Origin of the sequence: Lentzea sp. NPDC051838 (assembly GCF_040681245.1) — a bacterium.
GTDB lineage: Bacteria > Actinomycetota > Actinomycetes > Mycobacteriales > Pseudonocardiaceae > Lentzea.
In genome coordinates, this window is the sequence record NZ_JBFAYI010000009.1 from 121,183 (window position 1) to 145,837 (window position 24,655).

General features: G+C 69.0%; 29 protein-coding genes. 15 read left to right on the forward strand and 14 right to left on the reverse strand.

Going from position 1 to position 24,655, the window contains the following annotated elements; genetic code table 11:
- Positions 1–74: 74 nt before the first annotated feature.
- Together AB0M24_RS22090 and AB0M24_RS22095 are read right to left on the reverse strand one after the other, a co-directional pair.
- Positions 75–1,595 carry a flagellar basal body protein FliL gene (locus AB0M24_RS22090; protein ID WP_363770649.1) on the reverse strand — a complete coding sequence of 507 codons (1,521 nt, stop codon included), beginning with the start codon at positions 1,593–1,595 and terminating at the stop codon, positions 75–77.
- The gene (locus tag AB0M24_RS22095) at positions 1,592–2,056 is read right to left on the reverse strand and encodes a hypothetical protein (RefSeq protein WP_363770652.1); all 465 of its coding nucleotides are present in this window, start codon (positions 2,054–2,056) and stop codon (positions 1,592–1,594) included. The genes AB0M24_RS22090 and AB0M24_RS22095 overlap by 4 nt, the downstream gene beginning before the upstream one ends.
- A gap of 17 nt (positions 2,057–2,073) precedes the next feature.
- Between AB0M24_RS22095 and AB0M24_RS22100 the strand changes: the two genes are divergently transcribed.
- From AB0M24_RS22100 to AB0M24_RS22115, 4 genes are all read left to right on the forward strand, one after another.
- A complete protein-coding gene (locus tag AB0M24_RS22100) occupies positions 2,074–2,883 on the forward strand; it encodes a Sir2 family NAD-dependent protein deacetylase (RefSeq protein ID WP_363770655.1) in 810 nt (269 codons plus the stop codon).
- 9 nt (positions 2,884–2,892) lie between these two features.
- Positions 2,893–4,407, forward strand: a complete 1,515-nt coding sequence (locus AB0M24_RS22105; RefSeq protein ID WP_363770658.1) for an AMP-binding protein — start codon at positions 2,893–2,895, stop codon at positions 4,405–4,407.
- The gene (locus AB0M24_RS22110) at positions 4,407–4,961 is read left to right on the forward strand and encodes an NUDIX domain-containing protein (RefSeq protein ID WP_363770661.1); all 555 of its coding nucleotides are present in this window, start codon (positions 4,407–4,409) and stop codon (positions 4,959–4,961) included. Before AB0M24_RS22105 ends, AB0M24_RS22110 begins: the two co-directional genes overlap by 1 nt.
- 307 nt (positions 4,962–5,268) lie before the next feature.
- Entirely contained in the window at positions 5,269–6,570 is a 1,302-nt protein-coding gene (locus AB0M24_RS22115) for an NlpC/P60 family protein (protein ID WP_363770664.1), read from the forward strand.
- Here the strand turns inward: AB0M24_RS22115 and AB0M24_RS22120 are convergent.
- The 4 genes from AB0M24_RS22120 to AB0M24_RS22135 all read right to left on the reverse strand — a co-directional run bounded on the left by AB0M24_RS22120 (position 6,542) and on the right by AB0M24_RS22135 (position 9,584).
- Positions 6,542–8,014: a hypothetical protein gene (locus AB0M24_RS22120; RefSeq protein WP_363770667.1), complete on the reverse strand. Its 1,473-nt coding sequence runs from the start codon at positions 8,012–8,014 to the stop codon at positions 6,542–6,544. The two genes, AB0M24_RS22115 and AB0M24_RS22120, sit on opposite strands and share 29 nt — an antisense overlap.
- A gap of 68 nt (positions 8,015–8,082) precedes the next feature.
- Positions 8,083–8,508, reverse strand: a complete 426-nt coding sequence (locus AB0M24_RS22125; RefSeq protein WP_363770670.1) for a hypothetical protein — start codon at positions 8,506–8,508, stop codon at positions 8,083–8,085.
- Between the two features lie 65 nt (positions 8,509–8,573).
- Positions 8,574–9,011, reverse strand: coding sequence for a PLAT/LH2 domain-containing protein (locus tag AB0M24_RS22130; RefSeq protein ID WP_363770673.1), 438 nt, complete (start codon positions 9,009–9,011; stop codon positions 8,574–8,576).
- A gap of 93 nt (positions 9,012–9,104) precedes the next feature.
- Complete coding sequence (locus AB0M24_RS22135) at positions 9,105–9,584, reverse strand: GNAT family N-acetyltransferase (protein ID WP_363770676.1); 480 nt, start codon at positions 9,582–9,584, stop codon at positions 9,105–9,107.
- 49 nt (positions 9,585–9,633) lie between these two features.
- Here AB0M24_RS22135 and AB0M24_RS22140 point away from each other — a divergent pair, with 49 nt between their 5' ends.
- Entirely contained in the window at positions 9,634–10,152 is a 519-nt protein-coding gene (locus tag AB0M24_RS22140) for a TetR/AcrR family transcriptional regulator (RefSeq protein WP_363770679.1), read from the forward strand.
- Here AB0M24_RS22140 and AB0M24_RS22145 read toward each other — a convergent pair.
- Positions 10,133–10,579 (reverse strand): GNAT family N-acetyltransferase, encoded by a 447-nt coding sequence (locus tag AB0M24_RS22145; RefSeq protein WP_363770682.1) that lies wholly within the window; start codon positions 10,577–10,579, stop codon positions 10,133–10,135. The two genes, AB0M24_RS22140 and AB0M24_RS22145, sit on opposite strands and share 20 nt — an antisense overlap.
- Before the next feature lie 33 nt (positions 10,580–10,612).
- Here AB0M24_RS22145 and AB0M24_RS22150 point away from each other — a divergent pair, with 33 nt between their 5' ends.
- Together AB0M24_RS22150 and AB0M24_RS22155 are read left to right on the forward strand one after the other, a co-directional pair.
- The gene (locus AB0M24_RS22150; protein WP_363770685.1) at positions 10,613–11,257 is read left to right on the forward strand and encodes an epimerase; all 645 of its coding nucleotides are present in this window, start codon (positions 10,613–10,615) and stop codon (positions 11,255–11,257) included.
- Positions 11,254–11,643, forward strand: a complete 390-nt coding sequence (locus AB0M24_RS22155; RefSeq protein ID WP_363770688.1) for a hypothetical protein — start codon at positions 11,254–11,256, stop codon at positions 11,641–11,643. Before AB0M24_RS22150 ends, AB0M24_RS22155 begins: the two co-directional genes overlap by 4 nt.
- On the opposite strand, the gene AB0M24_RS22160 is transcribed toward AB0M24_RS22155, so the two are convergent.
- Genes AB0M24_RS22160 through AB0M24_RS22170 form a run of 3 tightly spaced genes read right to left on the reverse strand, consistent with a single transcriptional unit; the run spans position 11,630 to position 13,667 of the window.
- On the reverse strand, positions 11,630–12,187 hold the full coding sequence (locus AB0M24_RS22160) for an isochorismatase family protein (RefSeq protein ID WP_363770691.1): 558 nt from the start codon (positions 12,185–12,187) through the stop codon (positions 11,630–11,632). The two genes, AB0M24_RS22155 and AB0M24_RS22160, sit on opposite strands and share 14 nt — an antisense overlap.
- Before the next feature lie 32 nt (positions 12,188–12,219).
- Complete coding sequence (locus AB0M24_RS22165; RefSeq protein WP_363770694.1) at positions 12,220–13,122, reverse strand: DJ-1/PfpI family protein; 903 nt, start codon at positions 13,120–13,122, stop codon at positions 12,220–12,222.
- The gene (locus tag AB0M24_RS22170) at positions 13,119–13,667 is read right to left on the reverse strand and encodes an isochorismatase family protein (RefSeq protein WP_363770697.1); all 549 of its coding nucleotides are present in this window, start codon (positions 13,665–13,667) and stop codon (positions 13,119–13,121) included. Before AB0M24_RS22170 ends, AB0M24_RS22165 begins: the two co-directional genes overlap by 4 nt.
- A 90-nt stretch (positions 13,668–13,757) precedes the next feature.
- Here AB0M24_RS22170 and AB0M24_RS22175 point away from each other — a divergent pair, with 90 nt between their 5' ends.
- Positions 13,758–14,660, forward strand: a complete 903-nt coding sequence (locus AB0M24_RS22175) for a hypothetical protein (RefSeq protein WP_363770700.1) — start codon at positions 13,758–13,760, stop codon at positions 14,658–14,660.
- Here AB0M24_RS22175 and AB0M24_RS22180 read toward each other — a convergent pair.
- Complete coding sequence (locus AB0M24_RS22180) at positions 14,657–14,998, reverse strand: DUF2203 domain-containing protein (protein ID WP_363770703.1); 342 nt, start codon at positions 14,996–14,998, stop codon at positions 14,657–14,659. The genes AB0M24_RS22175 and AB0M24_RS22180 overlap by 4 nt on opposite strands.
- A 27-nt stretch (positions 14,999–15,025) precedes the next feature.
- Between AB0M24_RS22180 and AB0M24_RS22185 the strand changes: the two genes are divergently transcribed.
- From AB0M24_RS22185 to AB0M24_RS22210, 6 genes are all read left to right on the forward strand, one after another.
- Positions 15,026–15,898, forward strand: a complete 873-nt coding sequence (locus AB0M24_RS22185) for an aldo/keto reductase (protein ID WP_363770706.1) — start codon at positions 15,026–15,028, stop codon at positions 15,896–15,898.
- A gap of 340 nt (positions 15,899–16,238) precedes the next feature.
- Positions 16,239–16,781: a TetR/AcrR family transcriptional regulator gene (locus tag AB0M24_RS22190; RefSeq protein WP_363770709.1), complete on the forward strand. Its 543-nt coding sequence runs from the start codon at positions 16,239–16,241 to the stop codon at positions 16,779–16,781.
- The gene (locus AB0M24_RS22195; RefSeq protein ID WP_363770712.1) at positions 16,778–17,308 is read left to right on the forward strand and encodes a molybdenum cofactor guanylyltransferase; all 531 of its coding nucleotides are present in this window, start codon (positions 16,778–16,780) and stop codon (positions 17,306–17,308) included. Before AB0M24_RS22190 ends, AB0M24_RS22195 begins: the two co-directional genes overlap by 4 nt.
- A gap of 61 nt (positions 17,309–17,369) precedes the next feature.
- A complete protein-coding gene (locus AB0M24_RS22200) occupies positions 17,370–18,419 on the forward strand; it encodes a MoxR family ATPase (RefSeq protein WP_045312279.1) in 1,050 nt (349 codons plus the stop codon).
- 62 nt (positions 18,420–18,481) lie between these two features.
- Positions 18,482–19,363 carry a DUF58 domain-containing protein gene (locus tag AB0M24_RS22205; protein WP_363770982.1) on the forward strand — a complete coding sequence of 294 codons (882 nt, stop codon included), beginning with the start codon at positions 18,482–18,484 and terminating at the stop codon, positions 19,361–19,363.
- Complete coding sequence (locus tag AB0M24_RS22210) at positions 19,360–20,325, forward strand: VWA domain-containing protein (protein ID WP_363770716.1); 966 nt, start codon at positions 19,360–19,362, stop codon at positions 20,323–20,325. The genes AB0M24_RS22205 and AB0M24_RS22210 overlap by 4 nt, the downstream gene beginning before the upstream one ends.
- A gap of 1 nt (position 20,326) precedes the next feature.
- On the opposite strand, the gene AB0M24_RS22215 is transcribed toward AB0M24_RS22210, so the two are convergent.
- From AB0M24_RS22215 to AB0M24_RS22225, 3 genes are read right to left on the reverse strand one after another with little or no spacing between them, the layout of a single operon-like run.
- Positions 20,327–21,277: a TAXI family TRAP transporter solute-binding subunit gene (locus tag AB0M24_RS22215; RefSeq protein ID WP_363770719.1), complete on the reverse strand. Its 951-nt coding sequence runs from the start codon at positions 21,275–21,277 to the stop codon at positions 20,327–20,329.
- Positions 21,274–22,578 carry a HAMP domain-containing sensor histidine kinase gene (locus AB0M24_RS22220; protein ID WP_363770721.1) on the reverse strand — a complete coding sequence of 435 codons (1,305 nt, stop codon included), beginning with the start codon at positions 22,576–22,578 and terminating at the stop codon, positions 21,274–21,276. Before AB0M24_RS22220 ends, AB0M24_RS22215 begins: the two co-directional genes overlap by 4 nt.
- On the reverse strand, positions 22,579–23,238 hold the full coding sequence (locus AB0M24_RS22225) for a response regulator transcription factor (protein WP_167980068.1): 660 nt from the start codon (positions 23,236–23,238) through the stop codon (positions 22,579–22,581).
- Between the two features lie 116 nt (positions 23,239–23,354).
- Between AB0M24_RS22225 and AB0M24_RS22230 the strand changes: the two genes are divergently transcribed.
- Positions 23,355–24,644: an MFS transporter gene (locus AB0M24_RS22230; RefSeq protein WP_363770726.1), complete on the forward strand. Its 1,290-nt coding sequence runs from the start codon at positions 23,355–23,357 to the stop codon at positions 24,642–24,644.
- Positions 24,645–24,655 lie beyond the last annotated feature (11 nt).

Sequence of the window (24,655 nt, forward strand, 5' to 3'; positions counted from 1 at the left end):
ATTCGACCCACGAACTGCCACGGCCCTGTCACCGCGCTGTTGCGCCGTGACAGGGCCGTCGGACCTGCGAGAACTTACTTCTTGAGCAGCTCGATCAGCGCGTCGACGTCCTTGGGCTCGAAGCCGCGGAACACCGTCAGCGCCAGCTCGTAGTACGAGCGGATCGGGCTCACGTACCACTTGCCGTCGACCTGCGTCGCGACCACGCCGACACCGGTCTTCATGACCGACGCGGCGACACGGCCGATGACCTCGACCGCCGCGGACGGGATCTTGCCGCCGCCCTGCTGGTTCATCAGCTGCGTGATCTCGTCGGCACACAGCTTCTGCGAGCCCTGGCCGGGCACGGTGGCCGCATAGCAGTCGCCGTCACGCGCGATCGACACGGTCTCGCCCTCGACCGTCACCGACAGCTTCTTGATGGTGACCTGCTTGCCGCCCGTCACGTCCTTGACGTCGGTCTCCAGCTCGTTGAGCTTGGCGCCGGTCGGGCCCATCTTGCCCGCCTGCTCCAGCAGCAACGGGCCGAGGTCCTGCAGCACACCGGCCTCGTCCGGCGGCAGCAGCGAGATGACCTGCTTCAGGTCGCCGTCCATCGCGGCGGTGACGAGCTGCTTGGCCGCGTCCTGCGCCGAACCCGCACCCTGCGGCGCGAAGCCCTGGGCCGGCCACTTGAGCTTCTCCTCCTCCAGCGCCACGTTGGCGATGGTGTAGAAGGCGCTCGGGTACCACTCGTCGCCGACCTTGATCGTCGCGATGCCGATCGGCGTGCCGCGCTTCTGGACCTCGGCGGTGATGTCCCAGGTCTTCGTCTCGCTCTTCAGGTCGGCCTCGTCGCCGATCGCCTTCATGAGCTTGTCGGTCAGCGGGATCTTGGTGACGTCCGAGGTCACCGTGATCTTGCCCTCGACCAGCTTGTTGATGGTGAGGTGGTCGTTGATCTTCTCGGCCTTGGCCTCGTCGAACTTGATGCCCTCGCTCTTGAACTCGACGCCCGACATCTTGTTCGGGTCGGCGTCGGGCTTCAGGATCTCGAGACGCTTCATCTCCTTCGTCATCGAGTCCAGGTAGTCCTTCGACAACGCGGCCTCGGCCGGTGCCAGCGACGCCGTGATGCCGACGACGTCACCGCTGCCGAGCTGCTCGATGAGGTTCTTCGCCGCGACGGCCGGGGTGTCCTGGCCCGCGTTCGCCGCCGGGTCGGACTTCTTCAGCGCGAAGAACGTGACCGCGCCGCCCACGAGCAGCAGCACGGCGACGACGGCCGTGATGACGAGACCCGTGCGCTTCTTCTTCGGCGGCTCGCCACCCATCGGGGCGTAGCCGTACGGCTGCTGTTCGAAGCCCTGCTGCGGAAAGCCCTGCGGTCCGGTCTGGGGGTAGCCCTGCTGCGGGTAGCCCTGCTGCGGGAAACCCTGGGGGCCGGTCTGGGGCGGACCCTGCTGGTAGCCGCCCTGCTGCGGGTACCCACCCGGCTGCTGGGGCTGCTGCGGGTAACCACCCTGCTGGGGGTAGCCGCCCTGCTGTGGATAGCCGCCCTGCTGCGGGTTGTTCTGCGGCTGCCACTGGCCGCCGCCACCACCTGGGTAGCTCACGGATTCCCTCCCGAAGTAATCACTGCGCTGCGCCTGTTGGAGGTGAGCACCGTGATCGCCCCCACGATCGTCAGTACGGCACCGGCAAGAGTGACGGCTGGTCCGGCGATGCTGATTCCGACCAATGCACCCTTGCTATCCCCTTGGACCGCGGCTAGTAGGGCCACGGTTCCACTGATCGTGCCAAAGACGAGTCCGATGCACGCGGCAATTCGACGAAATCGGACCACGTACAGGACGGCCGCGATCATGGCGAGAGGCGTGAGACCGATCCAGACGGACGTGACGACAGTGCCCGCCACCCCGTCCAACCCGGCCAGATCACGCAGCGAAAGCACTTCGTAACTGTCCCTCGTGGTCATTCCGGACTTCAGCCACGGCAAGAAGGTTCCGGTGATGGAAGTGACCAGGCCCACTGTCATGACCCCTGCCGCGATGGCGGCTCCCACTGCGCTGCGCACCCGACTAGTGTGACCCGATGGCCTCCGACGCGTGCACAGCGGCACGGGAGCTGGTCGCGTCCGCGCACCGGATCACCGTGCTGACAGGCGCCGGGGTCTCCACCGATTCGGGCATCCCGGACTTCCGCGGGCCGGACGGGTTGTGGACGCGCGACGCCGACGCGGGACGCGCATCCTCGTTGGAGACCTATCTTTCCGACCCCGAGGTGCGCAGGCTCGCCTGGCGGCTGCGACTCGACAGTCCCGTGTGGACGGCCAAGCCCAACGCGGCGCACAAGGCGTTGGTGGAGCTCGAACGGTCGGGGCGGCTGCGCACCGTCATCACGCAGAACATCGACGGCCTGCACCAGAAAGCGGGCTCCGACCCGCATCGCGTGCTGGAGCTGCACGGCACGTTGCACGCCACCGTGTGCCTCGGATGTGGTGCCACAGGGCCGATGCGCGACGCGTTGAAGCGCGTCGCCGAGGGAGAAGAAGAGCCGGACTGCCTGCGGTGCGGAGGAATCCTCAAGTCCGCCACCATCTCGTTCGGGCAGGAGCTCGACGGCGAGGTGCTGCGCCGCGCCCGGCTCGCCGTGCTGGACTGCGATGTACTGCTGGTGGCCGGAACGTCGCTGTCGGTGCAACCCGCGGCCGGGCTCGTGCCGCTGGCCGTCCGCGCCGGCGCCCAGGTGATCATCTGCAACGCCGAACCGACGCCGTACGACGCTCTCGCGGCCGTTGTCCTGCACGAACCGGTCGGCGAGGTGCTGCCCGATCTCAGTTCGGTTCCTCCATCCGGGGGAGCGCGATTCTCGTCCTGGGGAGATCCGAGCACCTGGCCGTAGGGTCGATCCATGCGCGTACCGCTGATCACCACGGACTTCCTGGACCGGGCGTCGTTCGCGTTCGGAGCGACGACCGCGACCATCGACGAACCCGACCAGCCCGCCAAGCCGGTCGAGACGACGACGTACGCGGAGATGGCTGTTCGCGTACGTGCTTGGCAGGCCGGGTTCGACGCACTGGGCATCGGCGAGGGCGAGCGGATCGCCGTCGTCAGCCACAACTCGGCGCGGCTGCTGGAACTGCTGCACGCGGTACCCGGCAGCGGGCGGATCTGCGTGCCGGTGAACTTCCGCCTGCGACCCGATGAGGTGAAGTACATCGTCGAGCACAGCGGTGCCTCGGCGTTGTTCGTCGACCCCGAGCTGCAGCTGGACGACGTGGTGGCGCGGCACCGGTTCACGTTCGGCGAGGAGTCGGAGTCGCTGCTGCGGTTCGACGCGGAGCCACGGACGTGGAACGAGCCCTCGGAGGACGCGACCGCCACGATCAACTACACGTCCGGCACGACCGCGCGGCCCAAGGGCGTGCAGCTCACGCACCGCAACATCTGGCTGAACGCCGTCACGTTCGCGATGCACACGCGGGCGTGGGAGGGCGACGTGTACATGCACGTGCTGCCGATGTTCCACTGCAACGGCTGGGGAATGCCGTTCGGGCTCGCGGGTCTCGGCGTGCCGCAGGTGGTGCTGCGCAAGGTCGACGGCGCCGAGATCCTGCGTCGTGTGCGCGACCACGGAGTGACGTTGATGTGCGGCGCACCGGCTGTGTGGAACGCCGTGCTGGACGCGGCTGGGTCCTGGGACGGTGAGATTCCCGGCCGTGACCGCGTACGGATCGTGTGCGCCGGTGCACCGCCGCCTTCGCGCACGATCCAGCGCGTGACGGAGGAGCTCGGCTGGGAGTTCCTGCAGATCTACGGCCTGACCGAGACGGCGCCGCTGCTCACCTTCAACCGCGCCCAGCCGGGTCCAATCGGCGAGGAGAAGGCGAAGAAGCAGTCGCGCGCGGGCGCTCCGGCGTTGGGCGCCCAGCTGCGGATCTCCCCGGACGGCGAGGTGCTCGCGCGGTCGAACGTGGTCATGGAGGGCTACTGGGAGAACCCGTCGGCCACTTCGGACGCCATCGAGGACGGGTGGTTCCGCACCGGTGACGGCGGCTACTTCGACGACGAGGGCTACCTGACGATCTCGGACCGCAAGAAGGACGTGATCATCACCGGCGGCGAGAACGTGTCGTCGATCGAGGTCGAGGACTGCCTGTTCTCGCACCCGGCCGTCGCCGAGGTCGCGGTGATCGGCGTGCCTCACGAGAAGTGGGGTGAAACGATCAAGGCGTTGGTCGTGCTGTCCGGGGAGGCCACCGAGGCCGACCTGATCGCGCACTGCAAGGAGCGGCTCGCCGGGTACAAGGCGCCGACGTCGGTGGAGTTCCGCGACTCGATCCCGCGCACGGCGACCGGCAAGATCCAGAAGTTCAAGCTCCGCGAGCCGTACTGGGCCGGGCGAGACCGCGGCGTGAACTAGTGCGCCACCCGGACCTGGCCAGGTTTCTGAGCTGTCACGAGCCGGCCGCCTCCGGTGAGCTGTGCTGGATGGACGGCGCGATGCCGATGCGGGTCGGTGCCTACCCGGTCCCGGCCGACCTGCCCCACGAGCTCGTCACCTCGGTGCGGTGCGTGGTGCAGGTCGGCGACCGGGTCGTCTTCTGCGAGAACGCCGATGGCGCGCATCCGCTGCCCGGCGGCAGGAGAGAGCCGGGCGAGTCCTTCGTGGACACCGCCGTACGGGAGGTGCACGAGGAGACCGGGTGGTTGCTCGACCGCACCACCGTCCGGTGGCTGGGCTGGCTGCACCTGGAACATCTCGCCCCGCGACGTCCGGACGACCCCGGCCCCTATCCTGACCTGCTGCAGGTCGTCTTCCACGGCACCGCGACCGAGCGCGACGGTGGACCGGACGCCCCGTGGACGGACACCGACGGCTACGAGCAGCGCTCCAGCCTGGTCAGCGTCGTGGAGGCGCGGGCCAGGACGTCGACCGATCTGCTGGCGCCGGTCTTCCTCGACCTGATTCGCTAGTGCCGTGGCCGTCAACCTTTGCCCCGTGTTCGCCGTTCAGACGGGTGCATCGCGGTGCCGGCCCCGCGTCCTCATCCTGGTTGGCTGTGGGCGCGGGGCCGGTGCCGTGAGGCGCCCTGCTGAACGGCGAAGACGCGGCGAAGGTTGACGGTCGCGGCACTGGGCCACTCCGGCGACACGCCGGACTCCGATCGTCCCAAAAGGACCACCGCCCGTGTTCCACTGTGACACGTGTGGTTGACGGTGCGTTAGTTCCAGGTGCGCCGAATGAGTCTGATTGGTCTAATGCGGTCGGAGGTGATGTCCGGTGTTGACACGACTCTCCGCCGTGTTGGTGTTGATGTTGGCCGGCTTGACCGGGACGGCTCACGCTGTGCCGCCGCCTCCGCCGAATCCGAGCGACTCGGAGATCTCGGCGTCGAGGGCGGAGGCCGACGCGAAGGCCGCCCGCGTGGGCGAGCTGACCGGTCGGCTCACGCAGGCCGAGTCGCGGCTGCAGGAGCTGTTCGACGACGTCTCCTTCAAACGCGAGCAGGCGAACAAGGCCCGCGTCGACCTGGAGACCGCGATCTCCGAGGCCGAGGCCGCGCGTCGAGAGGCTTCCGCCGCGCGCGTGCAGGCTGACGCGGCTTCCGCTGCCGTTGAGCAGAGTCGTCGTGAGCTGGACGAGTTCGCTGCCGCCTCGTACGCCCAGGGCACCACCGTCGGCTCGTTCTCCGCCTACATCGGCGCCAAGTCTCCTGAGGACCTGTTGGCGCGCGCCCAGATGCTGGAGGCCGTGTCGGCGTCGAGCCTGAACCGGCTGGACCAGGTCACCCGCGACCAGGGCACCGCCGCGAACCTCGACGCCGCCGCCCGTGCCGCGCTGCAGAAGGCCGAGTCGAAGCAGGCCGCCGCCGACGAGGCGAAGAAGGCCGCGGAACAGGCGCAGCAGGTCGCTGTCGACGCCCACAACGCCCAGGCCGCCGCGACGTCGGAGCTGCAGTCCAACAAGGACGCCGTCGAACGTGAGCTGGCCGCGGCGCGCGGTGAGGTCAACGGCCTTGAGGCACAACGACAGCAGTACGACCAGTGGGTCGAGGCGAAGAAGCGCGAGGACGAGGAGAACGCCCGGCGCGCCGCCGCGGCCGCGGCCGCAGCGGCAGCCCCTGCACCTGCTCCTCAACGTCCGATAGTCGCCGCACCGTCAGGTGGCGGCGTGCAGACGGTCATCAACCGCGCGTTGGCGCAACGCGGTGTCATCTACGCGTGGGGCGGCGGCAACTACAACGGCCCCACTTATGGCGTGCGCGATGGCGGCGTCGCGGACTCGTACGGCGACTACCGCAAGATCGGCTTCGACTGCTCGGGCCTCATGATGTACGCGTTCGCGGGCGTCGGCGTCTACCTGCCGCACTACAGCGGTTACCAGTACAACTCGGGCCGCAAGGTGCCGCTCTCGCAGATGGCGCCCGGCGACATGATCTTCTGGGGTCCGGGCGGCGGCACGCACGTGGCGTTGTACCTGGGCGGCGGGATGATGGTCGAGGCGCCGCATTCCGGTGCGGTGGTGCGGATCTCGCCCGTGCGGTACGGCGGGATCATGCCGTACGTGACGCGCATGCTCTAGCGACTCCAGTAGCCATCGCGGCCAGCACGTCGTCACGGCCGGCCATCTGCGCCGCAAGCCTTTCGACGACGTCCGGGGCGATCCGGACCAGTGCCTCCGCAAGGTTCCCCCACGCCGTGCTGAGGGGCGGGGAAGGCGTGCGGACAGCGCGGAGTTCCTGCAGCGCCCTGCTGAGCACGGGTTTGGCGTCAGCGGCATCCCAAGCCGACATGATGGTGGCGATCCGGATCAGGACGTCGACGATGACGGAGCGCTCGAAGTCGGTGTCCTGCCTGACCTCGATGCGATCCAGCGTCCGCAACGCGCTCGGTGGATCGAACTCGGCGAACGCCTTGGCGATGAGCAGGAAGAGTCGCTGGGCGGTCAGGTGATCGTGATCCATCGCGCACGCCTGCTCGACGAGGCGCTCCGCCTGTGCCGGGTCGGTTGCCGCCAGATCCTCGGCGAAGGCGTAGAGATCGTGGGCCGAGCGCGCAGCGGTGATCAGCAAGGTGAGCTGCCGGCTGAGCGCCGGATCGAGGTTCACCGCTGCGGCGGCGACCAGCCCCAGCAGCTTGGTGCGGTCGGCATGTGCGGTGAGCGCGATCTCCTTCGCGTCCCTGAGCCACAGGATGGCCTGGTCGCGATCCGCGGTGGCGATCTCCCCGATCATTCCGGTGATCGCCTCGACCCGGTGACCGGTGGTGTGGATCGTGCCCGTGACGGCCGTCGCGCGATACGGATCGACACCGACGACGCTGATCGCGAGATACCTGCGCCGGAGGTCCAGGGTGTCGTCGCCGTCTCGGAGCGCGCGAAAGTAATGATCGAACAACGCGAGCGCGTAGTCGCGATCCGCGGCAGCGGCCTGCTTGAAGTTGTAGTGCCAGACGTGGTCCGCCGCCCATCTGCCGGGAGAGATCCTCCGAAGGAGATCCACGGCTCTGCCGGGGTCTGCCGCGGCCACCGCGATCGAGACTCGGCGCAGGGCGGTGTCTCGGTCGTTCTGGTCGATGATGCCCAGAGCGATGCGTTCGGCCTCGCGCACGAACTGCGCGGTGCGATCGGGATCGGTGCTGGTCTTCAAACAGACGATCGTCGCCGTCAGCCGGAGGTCCACGTCGGTGTGCTCGTCCAGGAAGGGCTCGACCAGCCGGGTGGCGCGCTCCGGGTGCCGCGGCTCGATCCTGAGGGCGAACCGGGCACGAGCGGCGGGGTCCTGGATCTGAGCGACGACCTGGTCGCCGAGTTCGGGATCGGTCTCGAGGAGAGCCGCCGCGACGTCGGGCAGAACTCTCGCCTTCCGCTGGGGGTCGGTGATCGAGTTCGCGATCCGCAGCGCCAGGGCGGCGGACGGTCCGGCGGGCGTCGGGTGGATGTGCACATCGCCGTGCACCGTGCCGATCTGGTTCACCGGGCCGTGCACGGTTCCGGGAACGGTGTTGTGCGCGCGGTCGTCCGGCATGGTGCACAGCATGACATCGCGCTGAAACCCGGTGACCCGCCCGACGGACGGGCCACCGGGGAGACTCGTCAGGCAGCCTGCAGCCTGAGCGGGAACGCCTTCGAGTACCTCCAGCGCACCCAGTTGTGGTGCGGGTGCACGGTCACGCCGTCAGGGCCGCGCACGATGACCGCTTCGACGCAGATGTGGTCGCCGTGGTAGTCGACCGAGAGGTCGACGGACTTGATCGGGCCGAGGTACGGCATGGTGACGCTGGCCGAGTAGCTGTGCCTCAAGTCGGATTCGTGGGCATCCTCGTCGAGGAGCAGCCAGGGGCTGGAGATGGTGCCGTTCAGGCGCGCCTCGATTCGGTCATCGGTGCCCGAGTCCTCGACGTCGCAGGTGAGCAGTTGGACGTGGTACGACCCCGGCACGGCCTGGGCGGGCGTCGTCGCCACGGTGGTGGCGAGTGCCGCGGCCAAGATGCCGACGATCGCACGAGCTACGAGCTTCATGCTTGGTCACCCTCCGGATTGGGGGCCGGTGGCCCGTCGGAAGGACGGGCCACCGGGGGACTCGCTCAGGCCCTGTTGAGGCGGAGCGGGGCGTTCTTCGAGTACACGCGGGTCAGCCAGTTGTGGAACGGGTGGATCGAGGTCACGCCGTTCGGGGTGCGAACGGTGAACTCCTCGAGGCACCAGTGCGGGCTGTCGTCGTTGTTCGCGAAGTAGATGTCCACCGAGGTGACGAAGCCGACGTCGGGCAGCGTCTTGGCGTAGACATCCGTGTGGCCGCGCTCGCGGTCGTCGCCGGGGTTGTCGAGCACGATCCAGCCCGTCGACGTGGTGGTGCCGTTCAGACGCACCTCGACGCGGGAGTCCGTGCCGGCGTCCTCGACGTCGCAGGTCCGGCTGGAGATCTCGTAGTTGCCGGCTGCGGCCGAGGCGCTGCCCATGCCCAACATGGCTGCGAGCCCGGCGGCGGTGAGGCCGACGATCGCACGAGCGGTGTGCTTCATGCCTTGTTCCCCTCTGAGTTGAATCGGTGTTGCTGGGGGGAACGTTGTCAACGCGCTGTTGCGCGACTATGTGGAATCGATGTGATCCGCAGGTCAGAGCAGGTTTCGGGTCCAGAGCTGGCCGACGACGTCGTGACCGAAGCTGTGCTGCGGGGTCTTCTCCACGAGTTCGAACCCGTGTGCCTCGTAGATCTTCCGCGCCGACGTCAGCCCGTCGACCGTCCACAGCACCATGCGCTCGTATCCGGCGTTTTTGGCGAACTCAATGCACGCGTCGACGAGCTTGCTGCCCGCGCCGTGCCCGCGCGCGTTGGGGTGTACGAGCAGCACGCGCAACTTCGCGGTCGTGTCGTCCTCTCGCACGCAGAACACGCAGCCGACGCGCTCGCCGTCCAGTTCGGCGATCCAGGCGGCTTCCCTGGTCTCGTCGTGGTCCGTCGCGTAGTCGCCGACGATCTTGGCGACCATGGCCTCGAACGACGCGTCCCAGTCGAACTCGGACGCGTACAGCTCGCCGTGCGCCTGGACCACCCAGCCCAGGTCACCGGGCTTGCCGAGCGGGCGGATCTGCATGGGTTCCCTCCACTGACACGACTGTTTCAGTAATGCGAGAATAGTACCCATGCCCTCCGCGCGGGAGACCGAACTGCTCGAAGCCGCCTACCGGTACGTGCTCACCCACGGCCTGGCGGACGTGTCGCTGCGGCCGTTGGCCGCGGCCATCGGGTCGAGCACGCGGGTGCTGCTCTACCTGTTCGGCAGCAAGGAAGGCCTGGTCAGGGCGTTGCTGGCGCGTGCTCGCGCGGACGAGCTGGCGCTGCTCGCGGACATCGGGTCCGGGCCTGACGTCGTCGCACGGCTGTGGGAGTGGCTGTCCGCGCCCGCGCACCGGCCGTTGCTGACGTTGTGGCTGGAGGCGTACGCGCGTTCTCTCGTGGAGCCCGACGGGCCGTGGGCGGGCTTCGCGCGCGCGACCGTGGACGACTGGCTGGAAGTGTTGTCGGCTGCTCAGCCCGTGGACGTGCGTGACACACCTGCCGGGCTGGCCGAGCGCACGCGGCAGCTGGCGTTGCTGCGGGGTGCGTTGCTGGATCTGCTGGCGACCGGGGATCTTGAGCGGGTCAGCGCGGCACTAGCGTGAAGCCGAGGGTGGCGAGGAGCCGTTCCGACGGTGTGTTGCCGTCGGTGACCGCGGCGAGTACCGGGGCGTCGAGGGCTTGGAGTGACGCGGCCACGACCGCCGTGCCGAGGCCGCGGCCCTTCCAGTCCGGGTGCGTGATCACGTAGCCGAGCCAGAAGTCGTTGCCGTGCCGGGAGATCAGCGACGCGGCGACGAGGCCGTCCTGGTGGATCACGAAGCTCGCGTCCGGCACGGCGTGCGGTCGCCAGTTCGCGATTTCTATTGCGCCGTCGCTGTTTCCGCCGAGCTGTTCGTCGATGGTGCCGGCATAGGCGCGTTCCATGAGCGCTGCGAGAGCGGCGTCGTCCTCGTCGTGGACGGGTCTCGTGGTCTGGTGCGCCAGTTCGGGTAACGGGCCGGGTTCGCGGCGGTACAAGGTCCTGTTCATGCGCCCAGTGTGGGGTGGGACTAGCGTTGTGTCGTGAAGATCGTGGTGTTCGGTCCGACCGGCATGGTGGGCCAGGGAGCGTTGCGGGAGGCGCTGCTCGATCCGGCGGTCGATTCCGTGGTGACGGTGGCACGGTCGGCCATGCCGGTCACCTCTCCGAAGCAGCGGCACGTCGTCCACGCCGACTTCGGTGACCTGTCGCCGATCGCCGCCGAGGTGGCCGATGCCGACGCCTGCTTCTTCTGCATGGGCGTGACGTCGGCGGGTCTGACCGAGGCCGAGTACATGCCGGTGACGCACGACTACGCGGTGGAGGCCGCGCGTGTCGTCGGTGGCACGTTCGTGTACGTGTCGGGCGAGGGTGCGGACGCGTCGAGCAACACCATGTGGGCGCGCGTGAAGGGCCGGACGGAGAACGAGCTGCTGGCGCTCGACCGGCCGGCGTTCGTGGTGCGGCCGGGGTTCATCCAGCCGCGGCACGGGATCACGTCGCGGACCCGGATCTACCGCTACCTCTACTCGTGGACCGGATGGCTGATCCCCGTGCTGAGGCGGCTGGCGCCGAAGTTCGTGACCAGCACCGACGAGCTCGGACGCGCGATGGTCGCGTTGGCCAAGGGTGCTCAGCCGACGGTGCGGGTGCTGCGCAGCGACGAGATCAACCGGCTGGCGCGATGACGCTGGACGAGGCCATCCGCGAGTACCAGGAGGACGGCTACGCGGTCACGCACGTCGTCGAGTCCGTGTGCGGTGGTTGTGGCGGCAGGACGTTCGGGGTGCAGGTCACCGAGGACCAGGCGATGCGCCGGACGTGCCTCGGTTGTGGACTCGCGGAGTTCATCGCCGACTCCGACGAGCACTGGGACGACGATGACGCCGAGGAGTGCGCGTGCACGTGCGGCGGCGAGGAGTTCGCCGCCGCACTCGGACTGTCCTGCCGCGAGGACGGCGAGGTGCGCTGGGTGACGGTCGGGCTGCGGTGCCTCGCGTGCGGCCTGAGCGGCGTGTACGAGGACTGGAAGATCGACTACAGCCCGAGCCGGCACCTGCTCACGCGGGCTTGAACGCGTCCTCGGTCTTGACCACGCCCGCCGAACGGCCCGGCGCCGTGTGGTTCTCCCAGTAGAGGTTGGTGTGCACGATGACCTTGTCCGGGGTGGGCGCGCCCCACTCGGACTGGTCCTCCGTGGTGTGCGCGTCGCTGACCAGCAGGGCGTCGTAGCCGCGGGCGATGGCGCCGTGCAGGGTCGAGCGGATGCACTCGTCGGTCTGCGCGCCGGACACCACGAGGCTGCCGATTCCCTTGCCCGCCAGCACTTCCTCGAGGTCGGTGGCCTCGAAGGAGTCGGCGTAGGTCTTGTGCACCACCGGTTCGCCGTCCGCGACCTTCAGCTCGGAGACGAACTGCCAGCCGTCGGACTCCTTCGGCATGTACTTGGCGTTGCTGTGCTGAACCCACACGACGTCGACGCCTGCCGCGCGGGCCTTGTCGACGAGCGCGGCGACGTTGGCCACGACCTCGTCGCGGTTGTGGGCGTGGTTCACCACGCCGTTCTGCACGTCGATCACGAGCAAAGCGGTGTTGGGGCGGTTCGCCAGAGTCGTCACGCGGGCCACACTATGCCTCGGGTCTGACAATTTCAGCGAGAACGCAGACGGCGCAGCATGCGGGCGTCCTCGAAGCCGACGTTGCGGGCCGCGGTCTCGACCGTGGCGCCCTGGCCGATGAGGTGTTCGGCCCGTTCGACTCTCAGCGCCTGCTGGTACCTCAACGGCGTCATGCCCGTCGCTTTGCCGAACAGCCGCGTCACGGTGCGTTCGCTGCACCCGGCGGCGATCGCCAGTTCCGCCAACGACAGCCGGTCGGCGAGCCGTGACTCGATGACGTCCTGAATGCGGTGCACGGTCTCGTTGACGTGCGACCGGTGTCGCAGCAGCACGCTCGCTTGCAGGTCGTCACCGTTCCTGCGCGCGTAGACGACCATCGTGCGTGCGATGGCCGCGGCGACAGCCGGTCCGTGCCTGACCGCGACGAGGTTCAGCGCGAGGTCGATGCCGCTCGCGATGCCTGCGGACGTCACGACCCGATCGTCCTCAACGAACAGAACGTCCCGCACGACGCGTGCGCGCGGGTAGCGGCGTTCGAGCTCGTCCTGCAGTTCGTGGTGTGTGGTGCAACGGCGGCCGTCGAGCAGACCGGCACGTCCGAGCACATCGGCTCCGGCACACACACTTGCGACCGTGCCGCCGCTCTCGTGATGCTGTCGCAGCCACGCCAGCGCGCGCGTGCTCAACGGTCCGGTGCCGGCGATCTTCGGCGACCGCCACCCCGGCACGAACACGAGATCGTGCACGTCGAGAGAGGGCAACTCGGTCTGTGCTCCCAACGGCACGCCCTGATGGCTGAGCACGGACTCCGAGTCGCCGACGTACGTGAGCTCGTAGCGGCCCACGAGGTCGGCCGCGCTGGAGAACACCTGCGCCGGCCCCGCGAGGTCGAGCAGGTGTACTCCCGGCACGAGCAGAAAGACGACTCTGGTCACGATCCGGTCAGCGTAGCGACATCCGAGATCCGCGCGAACCGACCGGCCAGCACGTACTCGGTCCGCTCGATGATCTCCTCGACCCCGAGCACCTTCCCGGTCCGCCAGTGCGGCAGCGGTGTGGTGGCGGTCGCGTCCGTCACGAACGTCATGTCGAACCCGAGATCGGACCCGACCCGCGTGGTCGTCTCGCAGCACTGCTCGGTCCGGATGCCGCTGATCAGCAGCTCCCGCACACCGTGCAGGGTGAGCTGCTGCTGCAGGTTCGTCGTGGTGAACGCGTTGTGCGACGTCTTGGTCAGGACCGGCTCGTCGTCGAGCGGCTTGAGCCCGTCGATCAACCGGACGTGCCCGAGCGCGGGGTCGAACACGTCGCCGGAGCCGGGTTCGGAGTGCAGCACCCACACGACGAGGTCGCCGGCGTCGCGGGACAGGTCCACCAGCTGGTTCACCTTGCCGACGATGTCCGGGTTGGAGGTCTCGGCCCAGTTGGCGCGCTGGCGGAACGACTCCTGGACGTCGATGACGATCAATGCTCGCTTCATGAGCACAAGCCTCGTGCTCGCGAACGAGGGAGGACAGGCACGACCAGGCCGCACACCGGACGGATCCGGTCACCGTGCGAAGATCGAGACGTGGACTTACGCGTGCTGGCAGGCGATCCCGTGGACCCCGCCCTGGGTGCTCAGCTGACGGTGACGGTGGGCAGCGAGAACCTCGGCGGGGAGGCCGTGCCGTTCGTGCGCGTCACGAAGGGCGAGGTGCGCACGATCCTGGTGGGACAGGCGCGCACGGACGGCGACCGGATCGACGTGGCGATCCGCGCGATGTGGAGCGAGAACGGCGGCTGGCACCGCGAGCACTGGCGCGGCGGCGACGTGTCCGAGCTGCTGAAGCACCCCGCCCACCTGATTCCGGACGGTCAGCAGAAAGGCGTCATCTCGAAGGCCATCGCCGAAGGCTCCCGGAACACGGTCTCCGAGCTGCGGGGGCTGCGCTACGAGATGGAGCGGCAGGTCGCGGATCTGTTGGCACAGCGGAGGAACACGGCGCTGCGCCTGGTGATGGCCCAGCTGATCGAACTGTCGATCGCGCTCAGCCGCGCCCGCGACCAGGCGCGCGACACGCTCCGCGAGGTCAGGACGCCGGGAGTGGTGCGGCACTGCGAGGCGATGGACGTCGAGCTGGGGGAGGAGATCACCCGGCTGCAGTCGTTGCTGAGCAGCGTGTCGACGTTCGCCGTCGCCCAGGAAGGCGAGACGCAGCAACGGTTCAACACGCTCGCCGCCGCTGCCGCCGCCGGTCTCGGTCTGCCCGCGCTGATCCTGTCGCTCTACGGCGCCGACGACTACCTGCCGTTCACCTGGGACACCGCGTGGCGTGCACTCGCACCGATCGCCGGTGTTCTGGTGCTGGCGGCGGGGGTCATCCTGCCGCGCCTGCCGGGACGTGCGACAGCGATGAACTTCCTCAAGGCGTTCGGACTCATCGCGGGGCTGATCGGCGTTCTGCTGATCGCCGGGTTGCTCGCGCCTTAGAGCGGGCGGCGGCCCGCGAACCCCAGATCGGTGCGGTGGTACCAGCTCAACGACCGATCACCCTCCAGCCAGCACAGCAGCACCGGCACACCGTCCATCTCGGACGGGAAGTCGACCAGCAGCGGCGCGAAGCCCTTCAGCTCGGCCCCGGTCTTCTGGACGGACTCCAGCAACTCGTCCAGACGGGCCTGCGCGGCCTTGAACTCCGGCAGGCCGCCGAGCGACGACGAGCCCGCGGCCAGCTCGGCGGCGTCGGCGCGCAGGCGGACGATCTCGTCCAAGATCGGCAGCAGTTGCCCGAGTTCGGCCTGGGCTTCGGCGAGCGTGAACAGTCCCACGACACCAAGGCTGGCACAGTGTGCGGAATGACGTGGCGACTGGGTGACTTCACCGTGGGGCGGATCGGGTTCGGCGCGATGCGACTGCCGCAGGTGGGGGCCGCGCTCGACCCGAAAGCCACGCCGCGCCAACGCGAGCAGGCGATGGAGGTCCTGAGGACCGCGGTCGAGCTGGGCGTCAACCACGTCGACACGGCCGCCTTCTACTTCTCCGCCACGAGGTCGGCCAACGAGCTGATCAACAGCGCGCTCTCGCCGTACCCGGAGGACCTGGTGATCGTCACCAAGGTCGGGCCGAGCCGGACGCCGCAGGGGGAGTGGCTGCCGCTCGCCACCCCGCGGCAGCTGCGGGGCCAGGTCGAGGAGAACCTGCGGCAGCTCGGCAAGGACCGCCTCGACGTGGTGAACCTGCGCACCAGCGGGCTCGACGACATCAGCGCGCACTTCGAGGAGCTCGCGAAGCTCCAGCAGGAGGGCATGATCCGGCACCTCGGGCTGTCGAACGTCAAGCCGCACCACCTCGACCAGGCGCAGCGGATCGCCGCGGTCGTGTGCGTGCAGAACTCGTTCGGTCTCGGCCACCACCCCGAGCAGGACGACTTCCTCGGCCTCTGCGGTGAGCGCGGTGTCGCGTACGTGCCGTTCTTCGCGCTCGCGGGGGCGAACAAGGAGGCCGGCACGTCCGCCGAGGACGACGAGGTCACGGAGATCGCCCACCACCACAACGCTTCACCGGCGCAGGTCAGGCTGGCGTGGACACTCGCGCGAGGACCGCACGTGCTGGTCATCCCCGGCACCGGCGACCCGGCCCACCTGCGGCAGAACATCGAGGCGGGCGACCTCGAACTGACCCCCGAGGAGCTCACCCGCCTCGACGCCCTGCACCTCAACGGCGGCTGATCCGCCCGACCACGTCAGAGCGAGCCAGCCCGACGTCACGGGCGCACCGGTGAGGAGAGCACGCACGGTCTCGATGACCGGTGTGATCGGCTGGTGCTCGCTGACCACGCGCAGCCAGGACGGCATCGTCGACACCGGCACGAGCACCGCCGATCGCGTCCCACATCGTCGTGCGGCTGACCGGGAGAAACGGCGCCCGCGATCTGCGCGCTGCCCCCGTCGGGCCTGGTCAGCGTGCTCAGAATGCGGATCGTGGTCGTCTTACTGGTCCCCCTTTATGCGTACCACATACGCAAAACTCGAATGAGCGTATGACGTACGCATCTGTTTGACTGGAGGCGTGAAGAGGGGGCGCAAGCCGGCGATCGACGCCGCCGACATCACGCGGGCCGCCATCGCGGTCGCGGATGCCGAAGGGCTCGCGGCCGTCTCGATGGCACGCGTCGCGCAAGAGCTCGGCAACGCCACGATGGCGCTCTACCGGCACGTGAAGAGCAAGGACGAGCTGCTCGCCCTGATGAGCGACTCGGCGATGGAGGACCCGCCCGACCTGCCGGAGGGCGACTGGCGCGAACGCCTGCGGTTCTGGGCGAAAGCCGTGCTCGCGGGCATCGGCAGGCACCCGTGGTTCCCGCAGGTCCCGATCAGCCCGCCCGTCGGCCCGCACAGCCTCGCCTGGTTCGACAAGGGACTCGGCGCGCTCGACGGCACGCCGCTGGAGCCGGACGAGAAGGCGGGCGTGGTGCTGACCCTGATGACGTACGTGCACGGCGAGGCCCGATCGCTGACCCCGGGCTACGAGGACGGTCTGGCGGCGCGGTTCGACTTCGGCCTGCACCTGTTCCTCGAAGGCGTCGCGGCCCACATCGGAGGCAGAACATGACGTATGCGGCGATCATCCTCACCGGCGGCAAGGGTGTGCGGCTCGGCGGCGTCGACAAGGCCGCACTGTCCTATCGGGACGCCACGCTGCTCGACCACGTGCTGTCCGTTGTGGACGATGCGAGCGAGATCGTCGTCGTGGGGCCGGAGAAGGATCTTCCGAACGTCCTTTGGGCACGCGAGGATCCACCGGGTGGCGGACCGCTCGCCGGACTGGCGGCGGGGCTGGAGAAGATCACGCAGGACTGGGTCGCGGTTCTCGCCGTCGACCAGCCGGGCATCACCAGGGACACGATCGCCAGGCTCAGGAACGCGAAGACCAACGCCGTGCTCAAGGACGACCGCACGCAGTGGCTGATCGGTTTCTGGAACGCCGCCGAGCTGCGGGGAGCCCTCCCCGAAGATCCGCGGAACCAGCCGCTGCGCAAGACTCTGCTGCGGCTCGACCCCGTGGAAGTGTCCGCTTTGCCCGGTGAGGCGCGAGACGTCGACACACCGGATGACCTGGACACCCTTCACAGCGGTTGAACAGGCGAGGAGTAAGACTGTTGAACGATCGGTTAACCCTGTTCTGCATGGAGGCCCGCACGTGACCGAGCCCGCCGCCGAGGCAACGCCGAACGCATCGGCGCCCGTCACCCCGGCTCGTGACGCCCAGCTGCTCGAACGCACCGTGTTCGAGGTGAAGCGGGTCATCGTCGGCCAGGACCGGCTCGTCGAGCGGATGCTCGTGGGTCTGCTGGCCAAGGGCCATCTGCTGCTCGAAGGTGTGCCGGGTGTCGCGAAGACGCTCGCCGTCGAGACGTTCGCCCGCGTGGTCGGCGGCTCGTTCAGCCGCGTGCAGTTCACGCCCGACCTGGTGCCCGCCGACATCCTCGGCACCCGCATCTACCGCCAGTCCAGCGAGGCGTTCGACGTCGAGCTCGGGCCGGTCGTCGCGAACTTCGTGCTCGCCGACGAGATCAACCGCGCGCCCGCCAAGGTGCAGTCGGCGATGCTCGAGGTGATGGCCGAGCGCCACGTCTCGATCGGTGGCCGGACGTTCCCGATGCCGAACCCGTTCCTGGTGCTGGCGACCCAGAACCCGATCGAGAACGAGGGCGTGTACCCGCTGCCGGAGGCGCAGCGCGACAGGTTCCTGTTCAAGATCCAGGTCGAGTACCCGACCGCCGAGGAAGAGCGCGAGATCGTCTACCGCATGGGCGTCGAGGCGCCGGTGCCGAACCAGGTCCTCTCGCCCGAGGAGCTGGTGCGCCTGCAGGGCGTGGCGTCGCGCGTCTTCGTGCACCACGCGCTCGTCGACTACGTGGTGCGCCTGGTGATCGCGACCCGCGCGCCCGGTGAGCACGGCCTCACCGACGTCGCCGGCTGGGTCGCCTACGGTGCGTCGCCGCGTGCGTCGCTCGGCATCATCGCCGCCGCGCGTGGCCTCGCCCTCGTGCGCGGTCGTGACTACGTGCTGCCGCAGGACGTCGTGGACGTCGTTCCGGACGTGCTGCGCCACCGTCTCGTGCTGTCGTACGACGCGTTGGCCGACGGCGTGCCGATCGACCACATCATCACGCGCGTGCTGCAGATCGTGCCGTTGCCGCAGGTGTCGGCCCGTCCGCAGCAGCCGGTTCCGGCTGGTAGGCAGTGACCCGCGACAAGGCCGAGAAGGAGCGTCCCTCCTGGGCGCCCCCGGTGTTGCGAGGCGTCCGCATGGAGGCCGCGCTGCGCATGCTGGAGCTCGACGTCCGGCGCCGCCTCGACGGCCTGCTGCAGGGCAACCACCTCGGCCTCGTGCCGGGGCCGGGTACCGAACCGGGTGAGGCCCGCACCTACCAGCCCGGCGACGACGTGCGCCGGATGGACTGGGCGGTCACCGCGCGCACGACGGTCCCGCACATCCGCGAGACGGTCGCGGACCGCGAGCTGGAGACGTGGGTGGCGGTGGACCTGTCGCCGTCGCTCGACTTCGGCACGGCGGTCTGCGAGAAGCGCGACCTGGCCATCGCCGCGATGGCAGCGGTCGCGCACCTGACGCGCGGCGGCGGCAACCGGATCGGCGCGGCGGTCTCGACGGGCGCGGACAACCTCCGCGTCCCGGCTCGCGGCGGTCTGGCCCACGCACGAGGCATGATCCGCAAGATCGCCGAGCTGCCGCGCGCCGAAGAGGGCACGCGCGGCGACCTGGCGGCGTTGCTGGAGCAGCTGCGTCGCCCGCCACGGCGGCGCGGACTGATCGTGGTGATCTCGGACTTCCTCGGTGGCACGGAATGGCAACGTCCGCTGCGCGCGTTGTCCGCGCGGCACGACATCGTCGCCATCGAGATCGTCGACCCGCGTGACGTCGACCTGCCCGAGGTCGGCACGGTCGTGCTGTCCGACCCGGAGAGCGGGCGGCAGCGCGAGGTCACGGCGTCGGCGTTGCTGCGCAAGGAGTTCAACGCGGCGGCCGCCGAGCACCGCGCCGAGGTGGCGGCGGGGTTGCGGCGGGCAGGCGCGGGGCATCTGGTGCTGCGAACCGACTCCGACTGGATCGCGGACACGGTTCGTTTCGTGGTGGCGCGCAAGCGCCGCTGGTCTGGGGGTGTCGCGTGAGCTTTTCCAACTTCGTCGCCCCGTGGTGGTTCCTGCTGCTGATCGGCGTCGCGCTGCTGACCGCCGGATACGTGGTGGCGCAACGGATCCGCCGCAAGAGGGTGCTGCGGTTCACGAACCTGGAGCTGCTGGAGAAGGTCGCGCCCAAGCGGGAACGCTGGTCGCGGCACGTCCCGGCGGCGTTCCTGCTGGCCGCGCTCGCGTTGCTGACGGTGGCGCTGGCCGGGCCGACGGCCGAGCAGCGGGTGCCGCGCAACCGCGCGACCGTGATGCTCGTGGTCGACGTGTCGCTGTCGATGAAGGCCACGGACATCAAGCCGTCACGGCTGGAGGCCGCGCAGGTGGCCGCCAAGTCGTTCACCGAAGGCCTCACACCCGGCATCAACCTGGGCCTGATCTCGTTCGCCGGCTCCGCGACGGTGCTGGTGGCGCCGACGACGGACCGCGCGGCCGTCTCGCAGTCGATCGACGGGCTCAAGCTCGCCCAGTCGACCGCGACCGGTGACGCGCTGGTGGCCGCGATGGCGTCGATCGACTCGTTCGGCAAGGTCGTCGGTGGCGCCGAGGGTCCGCCGCCCGCCCGCATCGTGCTGATGACGGACGGCAAGGAGACAGTGGGCACCCGCAAGGCTTTCGACGCGGCCGAGGACGCGAAGAAGGCCGGGATCCCGATCTCCACGATCTCGTTCGGCACCGAGGACGGCGTGGTCGACATCGAGGGCCGGCAGCAGTCCGTGCCGGTCGACGACGACTCGATGAAGGAGATCGCGAAGCTCTCCGGCGGCGAGTTCTTCAAGGCGGCGTCGGCCGAGGAACTGCGCCGGGTGTACGACACGCTCGGCGAGCAGATCGGCTACGAGAAGAAGCAGGCGGACGCGTCGAAGCCGTGGCTGTTGCTCGGCACGATGACGGCGATGTTCGCGGCTGCGGCTGCTTTGGTGCTGGGGCAAAGACTTCCGTGACTCATCCGTGGAGCCTGCGGTACTCCGCCGCGGCTCCCGGATGCAGCGGAACCTTGCCGGTGTCGATGAGACTGCGCACGTCGAGGTACTGGGTGCCGAGAGCCTGCTCCGGCACCAGCTCGGCCGCCTTCTCGACCAGCAGTCGCACGACAGCGCTCGCGTACTCGTCGCTCAGGTCCGGTCGGCACACCAGCAGGTTCGGGGTGCCGATCGTGGGGATGTCCGTCGGCGAGCCGTACACGCCCATGCGGACGTCGACGCGTTCGTAGACCTTGCCGTAGTCCTGCCGCAGCCTGGGCAGGAAGGTGTCGAGCGGGAGCAGCCTGATGCCGCTCGCCTTGTTGAGCTCCGGGGTCGGGACGCCGCCGGACCACAGCAACGCCGCTATCTCACCTGCCTTGAGCGCGTCGATGGCGTTGCGCAACGGGTAGTGCTGCTCCCTGACTCCCAACGCCAGCCGCTCGCCTTGCAGGGCGGCGCCGGATCCGGTGGCGCCCAGGGACACCGGCTTGCCCACGAGGTCGGCCGGCGTTCGGTAGGGCGAGTTCTCCAGCACCACGAGCTGTAAATAGTTCTCGTAGACGCGGCCGAGGGCGACCAGGCCTTGTTCCATGTGGGCGCTGTCGCTGAGCGTCAGGCCGAGATCCGCGGTGCCTTCGCGGAGGTGTTTGAGGTTGTCCGCGCTGCCGCCGGTCTGGAGTGGCGTGATGGTCAGCGGGCTGGGGGAGAGGCGGGAGAGCAGGGCGGCGAAGTCGTTGTAGAAGCCGCCGGGCTCGCCGCCCGCGATCCGGATGGTGCCGCTCGGCTCGCTGGTGCCGCAGGCCGCGAGCGCGAGGGTGCCGAGGAGGAAGGTGCGGCGCTTCAGGACGCGGGGAAGGCCGGGGGTGCGGGGGAGGAGCCCGGCGAGGCCTGGCTGGGCGAGGTTGGCGGGCGGTGGAGCTGGATTCTTCACAGCAGCGGCTCCTTCGGCAGTTCCACCGTGACCACCAGGCCGCCGTCCGTGTGCAGCTTCAGGGTTCCGTCGTGAGCCGTCACGATCTTCTCCGCGATGGCCAGGCCCAAGCCGGTTCCTCGCTGTGAGTCGTCGCCGCGCCAGAACCGTTCGGTCGCGTGCTTGATGTCCTTTTTGGACAAGCCGGGCCCGTTGTCCCGCACGGTCAGCGTGGCACGATCGCAGATCACCGTGATGTCGGAGCCGCCGTACTTGATCGCGTTGTCCAGCAACACGTCCAGCACCTGCGCCAGGTCCGACACCGCGCACCGCACCAGTCCTGGCGCGCGATCCTCGACGGTGATCGTCGCGCCTTCTGCCTGAGCCGCGGCTCGCCAGGCGTCGACCCGGTCGTGCGCCACCACCTGCAGGTCGGCGAGCTCGGGTTCGACGCCGCCTGCCGCGCGTTCGGTGGCGGTGCTCTCGGCCGAGGCCAGCGCGAGCAGTCCGTCCAGCAACGACTCCAGCCGCTCGACCTCGGTCAGCAGCGAACCGTTGGACGGCAACATGTCGACGCGCAAACGCAACGCAGCCATCGGGTTGCGCAGCTGGTGCGAGGCGTCGGCGATGAGGCGTCGTTGCTGGTCGGCGGCCTCGGCGACGGCGTCGGACATGCGGTTGAACGACTCGGACAACGCCCGCAGCTCGGCCGGTCCTGCGGTGTCGGCGACGTGCGTGCGCCGTTGCCCCTCCGCGACTGCACGGACGCCCCGATCGAGTTCCTTCAAAGGTCGCAGCAGCCAGCGGGCGACCACCAACGCCAGCAGGACGCACGCGCAGGCCGCCAGCAACGCTCCCGCGAGCACGATCGCCCACCGCCGGGCGACGTCCAAAGCGGCCACAGAGGTCGAGGCCCGCAGGACCACAGCTCCCGCGACCTTCGTGCCGGTGCCGACGGGACGGGCGAACAGGACGTCGCCGCCGCTCCAGGGCATGACCGTGCGCACGGGCGCGGCGGGCTGGTTGCGCAGGGCGGCGTCGATCTGGGCGGAGACGTCGTCGACCGACATGCCCGCCTCGACGACGGGTTCACCGGCCGCGTTGACGACCACTACCTCCTCGCCGTAGATCTCGTTGTACCGCAACGCTTCGGACACCACGACGTCGGCGGGCAGGGTGGCGAAGCGGTCGAGGTCGGCGGTGCGGCTGATCACGAACTGCTGGGTGCGTTCGGAAGCCGTGCTCATCAGCAGCGGGACGGCGAACGCGGTGACGGCCGAGAGCGAGAACAGCAGCAGCACCAACAGAAGCCGTTGCCGCATCTATTCACCGAGCCGGTAGCCGAAACCGCGGATCGTGTGCAGCAGGCCCGGCCGGTCGAGCTTGGCTCGCAGCTGCGTCAGGTGCACGTCGAGGGTCCGCGACACCGCCACGAAGGCGTTGCCCCACACCTCGTCCATGAGCTGCTGGCGGCTGACCGCGGTGCCCGGCCGGCGCGCCAGCACCGCCAGCACGTCGAACTCCTTGGTGGTCAACGAGATCTCGCGCCCGCCGACCACGACCTGACGGCTCTGCAGGTCGATCTCCACATCGGACACCCGCACGACGTCGTCCGGCTCCTGCGACCGGGCGGCGCTGCGCCGGGCCACCGCGTCGATGCGCGCCAGCAGCTCGGCCAGCCGCACCGGCTTGACCAGGTAGTCGTCCGCGCCGAGCCGCAGCCCGCGCACGACCGTCCGCTCGTCGCCGCGCGCGGTCAGCACGAGCACCGGCACCGGGTCGATCTTGCGGAGCTTGCGCAGCACCTCGAGGCCGTCCTGGTCGGGCAGGCCGAGGTCGAGCAGCACCACGTCGGCGTCGCGGTGGGCGATCAACGCGTCGGCACCTCTGCGCACGCGGGCAGGCCGGTGGCCGTTCGCCCGCAGCGCCTCCACGAGGGCGTCGGCGACACCGTCGTCGTCTTCGACCAACAGCACCCGCATTTGAGAAGTATCGCCCCATAAGGTCGTTTCCGGTGTGTGTCGACGCGCCTAAGCGAGTGTAAAGAAGAGTCTGCCCAGGTTGTGAGGGGTGTCCGCGCGTCGGGATGGTGTCCGGCATGACAGTCGTTCAGGAGAAGAGCAGCGAACGCCGAGTGGTGGCGAACGTGCTGCGCGGGTCAGTCGGAAACTTGATCGAGTGGTACGACTGGTACGCCTACACCGCGTTCAGCATCTACTTCGCGGCCGCGTTCTTCCCCAAGGGCGACCAGACCGCGCAGCTGCTCAACACCGCGGCCGTGTTCGCGGTCGGCTTCCTCATGCGGCCGCTGGGCGGCTGGCTGCTCGGCCGCTACGCCGACCGGCACGGACGTCGTGCCGCGTTGACGTTGTCCGTCACGCTGATGGCCTTCGGCTCGCTGATCATCGCGCTGACGCCGTCGTACGCCACGATCGGTGTCGCGGCGCCGATCCTGCTCGTGCTCGCGCGGTTGTTGCAGGGGTTGTCGGTCGGCGGTGAGTACGCGACCTCGGCGACCTATCTGTCCGAAGTGGCCTCTCCGGCGAAGCGCGGTTTCTACTCCAGCTTCCAGTACGTGACGCTGACGGCCGGGCAGCTGGTGGCGCTGGGCGTGCAGATCGTGTTGCAGCAGTTCCTGTCCAAGCCCGAGATGTCGGAGTGGGGCTGGCGGATCGCGTTCGTGATCGGGGCGACCGGCGCGATCATCGTGATGTGGCTGCGGCGCGGCATGGACGAGTCGGAGAACTTCGAGAAGCAGAAGGAAAACCCCGAGAAGGGCACCTTCAAGGCGCTCTTGAAGCACCCCAAGGAATGCCTGCTCGTCGTGGGCCTGACGCTGGGCGGCACGGTCGCGTTCTACACCTACACGACCTACCTGCAGAAGTTCATGGTGAACACCAGCAAGATCGACGCGGCCACGGTCAGCTGGATCAACTTCGCGGCACTGCTGGTGTTCGTGGTGCTGCAGCCGATCGCGGGCGCGCTGTCCGACCGGATCGGCCGTCGTCCGCTGCTGCTCGGGTTCGGTGTGCTGGGCACGCTGGCGACCGTTCCGCTGCTGACCGCGCTGGCCAAGACCTCTGAGGCGTTCCCGGCGTTCCTGCTGATGCTCGGCGGCCTGGTGATCGTCACCGGGTACACGTCGATCAACGCGATCGTGAAGGCCGAGCTGTTCCCGACGAACATCCGCGCGCTCGGCGTGGGTCTGCCGTACGCGCTGACCGTCGCGATCTTCGGCGGCACGGCGGAGTACGTGGCGCTGTGGTTCAAGCAGGCCGGGATGGAGTCGGTGTTCTTCTACTACGTCGCCGGGTGCGTGCTGATCTCGTTGCTGGTGTACGGGTTCATGCGCGAGACGTCGAAAGACTCGGTGCTGGACCGGACATGAAGACCCGCGGA

Coding starts and splice junctions, on each gene's coding strand:
- AB0M24_RS22100 (WP_363770655.1), top strand. CDS start 2,074: ATGGCCTCCGACGCGTGCACAGCGGCACGGGAGCTGGTCGCGTCCGCG.
- AB0M24_RS22105 (WP_363770658.1), top strand. CDS start 2,893: ATGCGCGTACCGCTGATCACCACGGACTTCCTGGACCGGGCGTCGTTC.
- AB0M24_RS22120 (WP_363770667.1), bottom strand. CDS start 8,014: ATGCCGGACGACCGCGCGCACAACACCGTTCCCGGAACCGTGCACGGC.
- AB0M24_RS22125 (WP_363770670.1), bottom strand. CDS start 8,508: ATGAAGCTCGTAGCTCGTGCGATCGTCGGCATCTTGGCCGCGGCACTC.
- AB0M24_RS22130 (WP_363770673.1), bottom strand. CDS start 9,011: ATGAAGCACACCGCTCGTGCGATCGTCGGCCTCACCGCCGCCGGGCTC.
- AB0M24_RS22135 (WP_363770676.1), bottom strand. CDS start 9,584: ATGCAGATCCGCCCGCTCGGCAAGCCCGGTGACCTGGGCTGGGTGGTC.
- AB0M24_RS22140 (WP_363770679.1), top strand. CDS start 9,634: ATGCCCTCCGCGCGGGAGACCGAACTGCTCGAAGCCGCCTACCGGTAC.
- AB0M24_RS22145 (WP_363770682.1), bottom strand. CDS start 10,579: ATGAACAGGACCTTGTACCGCCGCGAACCCGGCCCGTTACCCGAACTG.
- AB0M24_RS22155 (WP_363770688.1), top strand. CDS start 11,254: ATGACGCTGGACGAGGCCATCCGCGAGTACCAGGAGGACGGCTACGCG.
- AB0M24_RS22170 (WP_363770697.1), bottom strand. CDS start 13,667: ATGAAGCGAGCATTGATCGTCATCGACGTCCAGGAGTCGTTCCGCCAG.
- AB0M24_RS22185 (WP_363770706.1), top strand. CDS start 15,026: ATGACGTGGCGACTGGGTGACTTCACCGTGGGGCGGATCGGGTTCGGC.
- AB0M24_RS22195 (WP_363770712.1), top strand. CDS start 16,778: ATGACGTATGCGGCGATCATCCTCACCGGCGGCAAGGGTGTGCGGCTC.
- AB0M24_RS22205 (WP_363770982.1), top strand. CDS start 18,482: ATGGAGGCCGCGCTGCGCATGCTGGAGCTCGACGTCCGGCGCCGCCTC.
- AB0M24_RS22220 (WP_363770721.1), bottom strand. CDS start 22,578: ATGCGGCAACGGCTTCTGTTGGTGCTGCTGCTGTTCTCGCTCTCGGCC.
- AB0M24_RS22225 (WP_167980068.1), bottom strand. CDS start 23,238: ATGCGGGTGCTGTTGGTCGAAGACGACGACGGTGTCGCCGACGCCCTC.
- AB0M24_RS22230 (WP_363770726.1), top strand. CDS start 23,355: ATGACAGTCGTTCAGGAGAAGAGCAGCGAACGCCGAGTGGTGGCGAAC.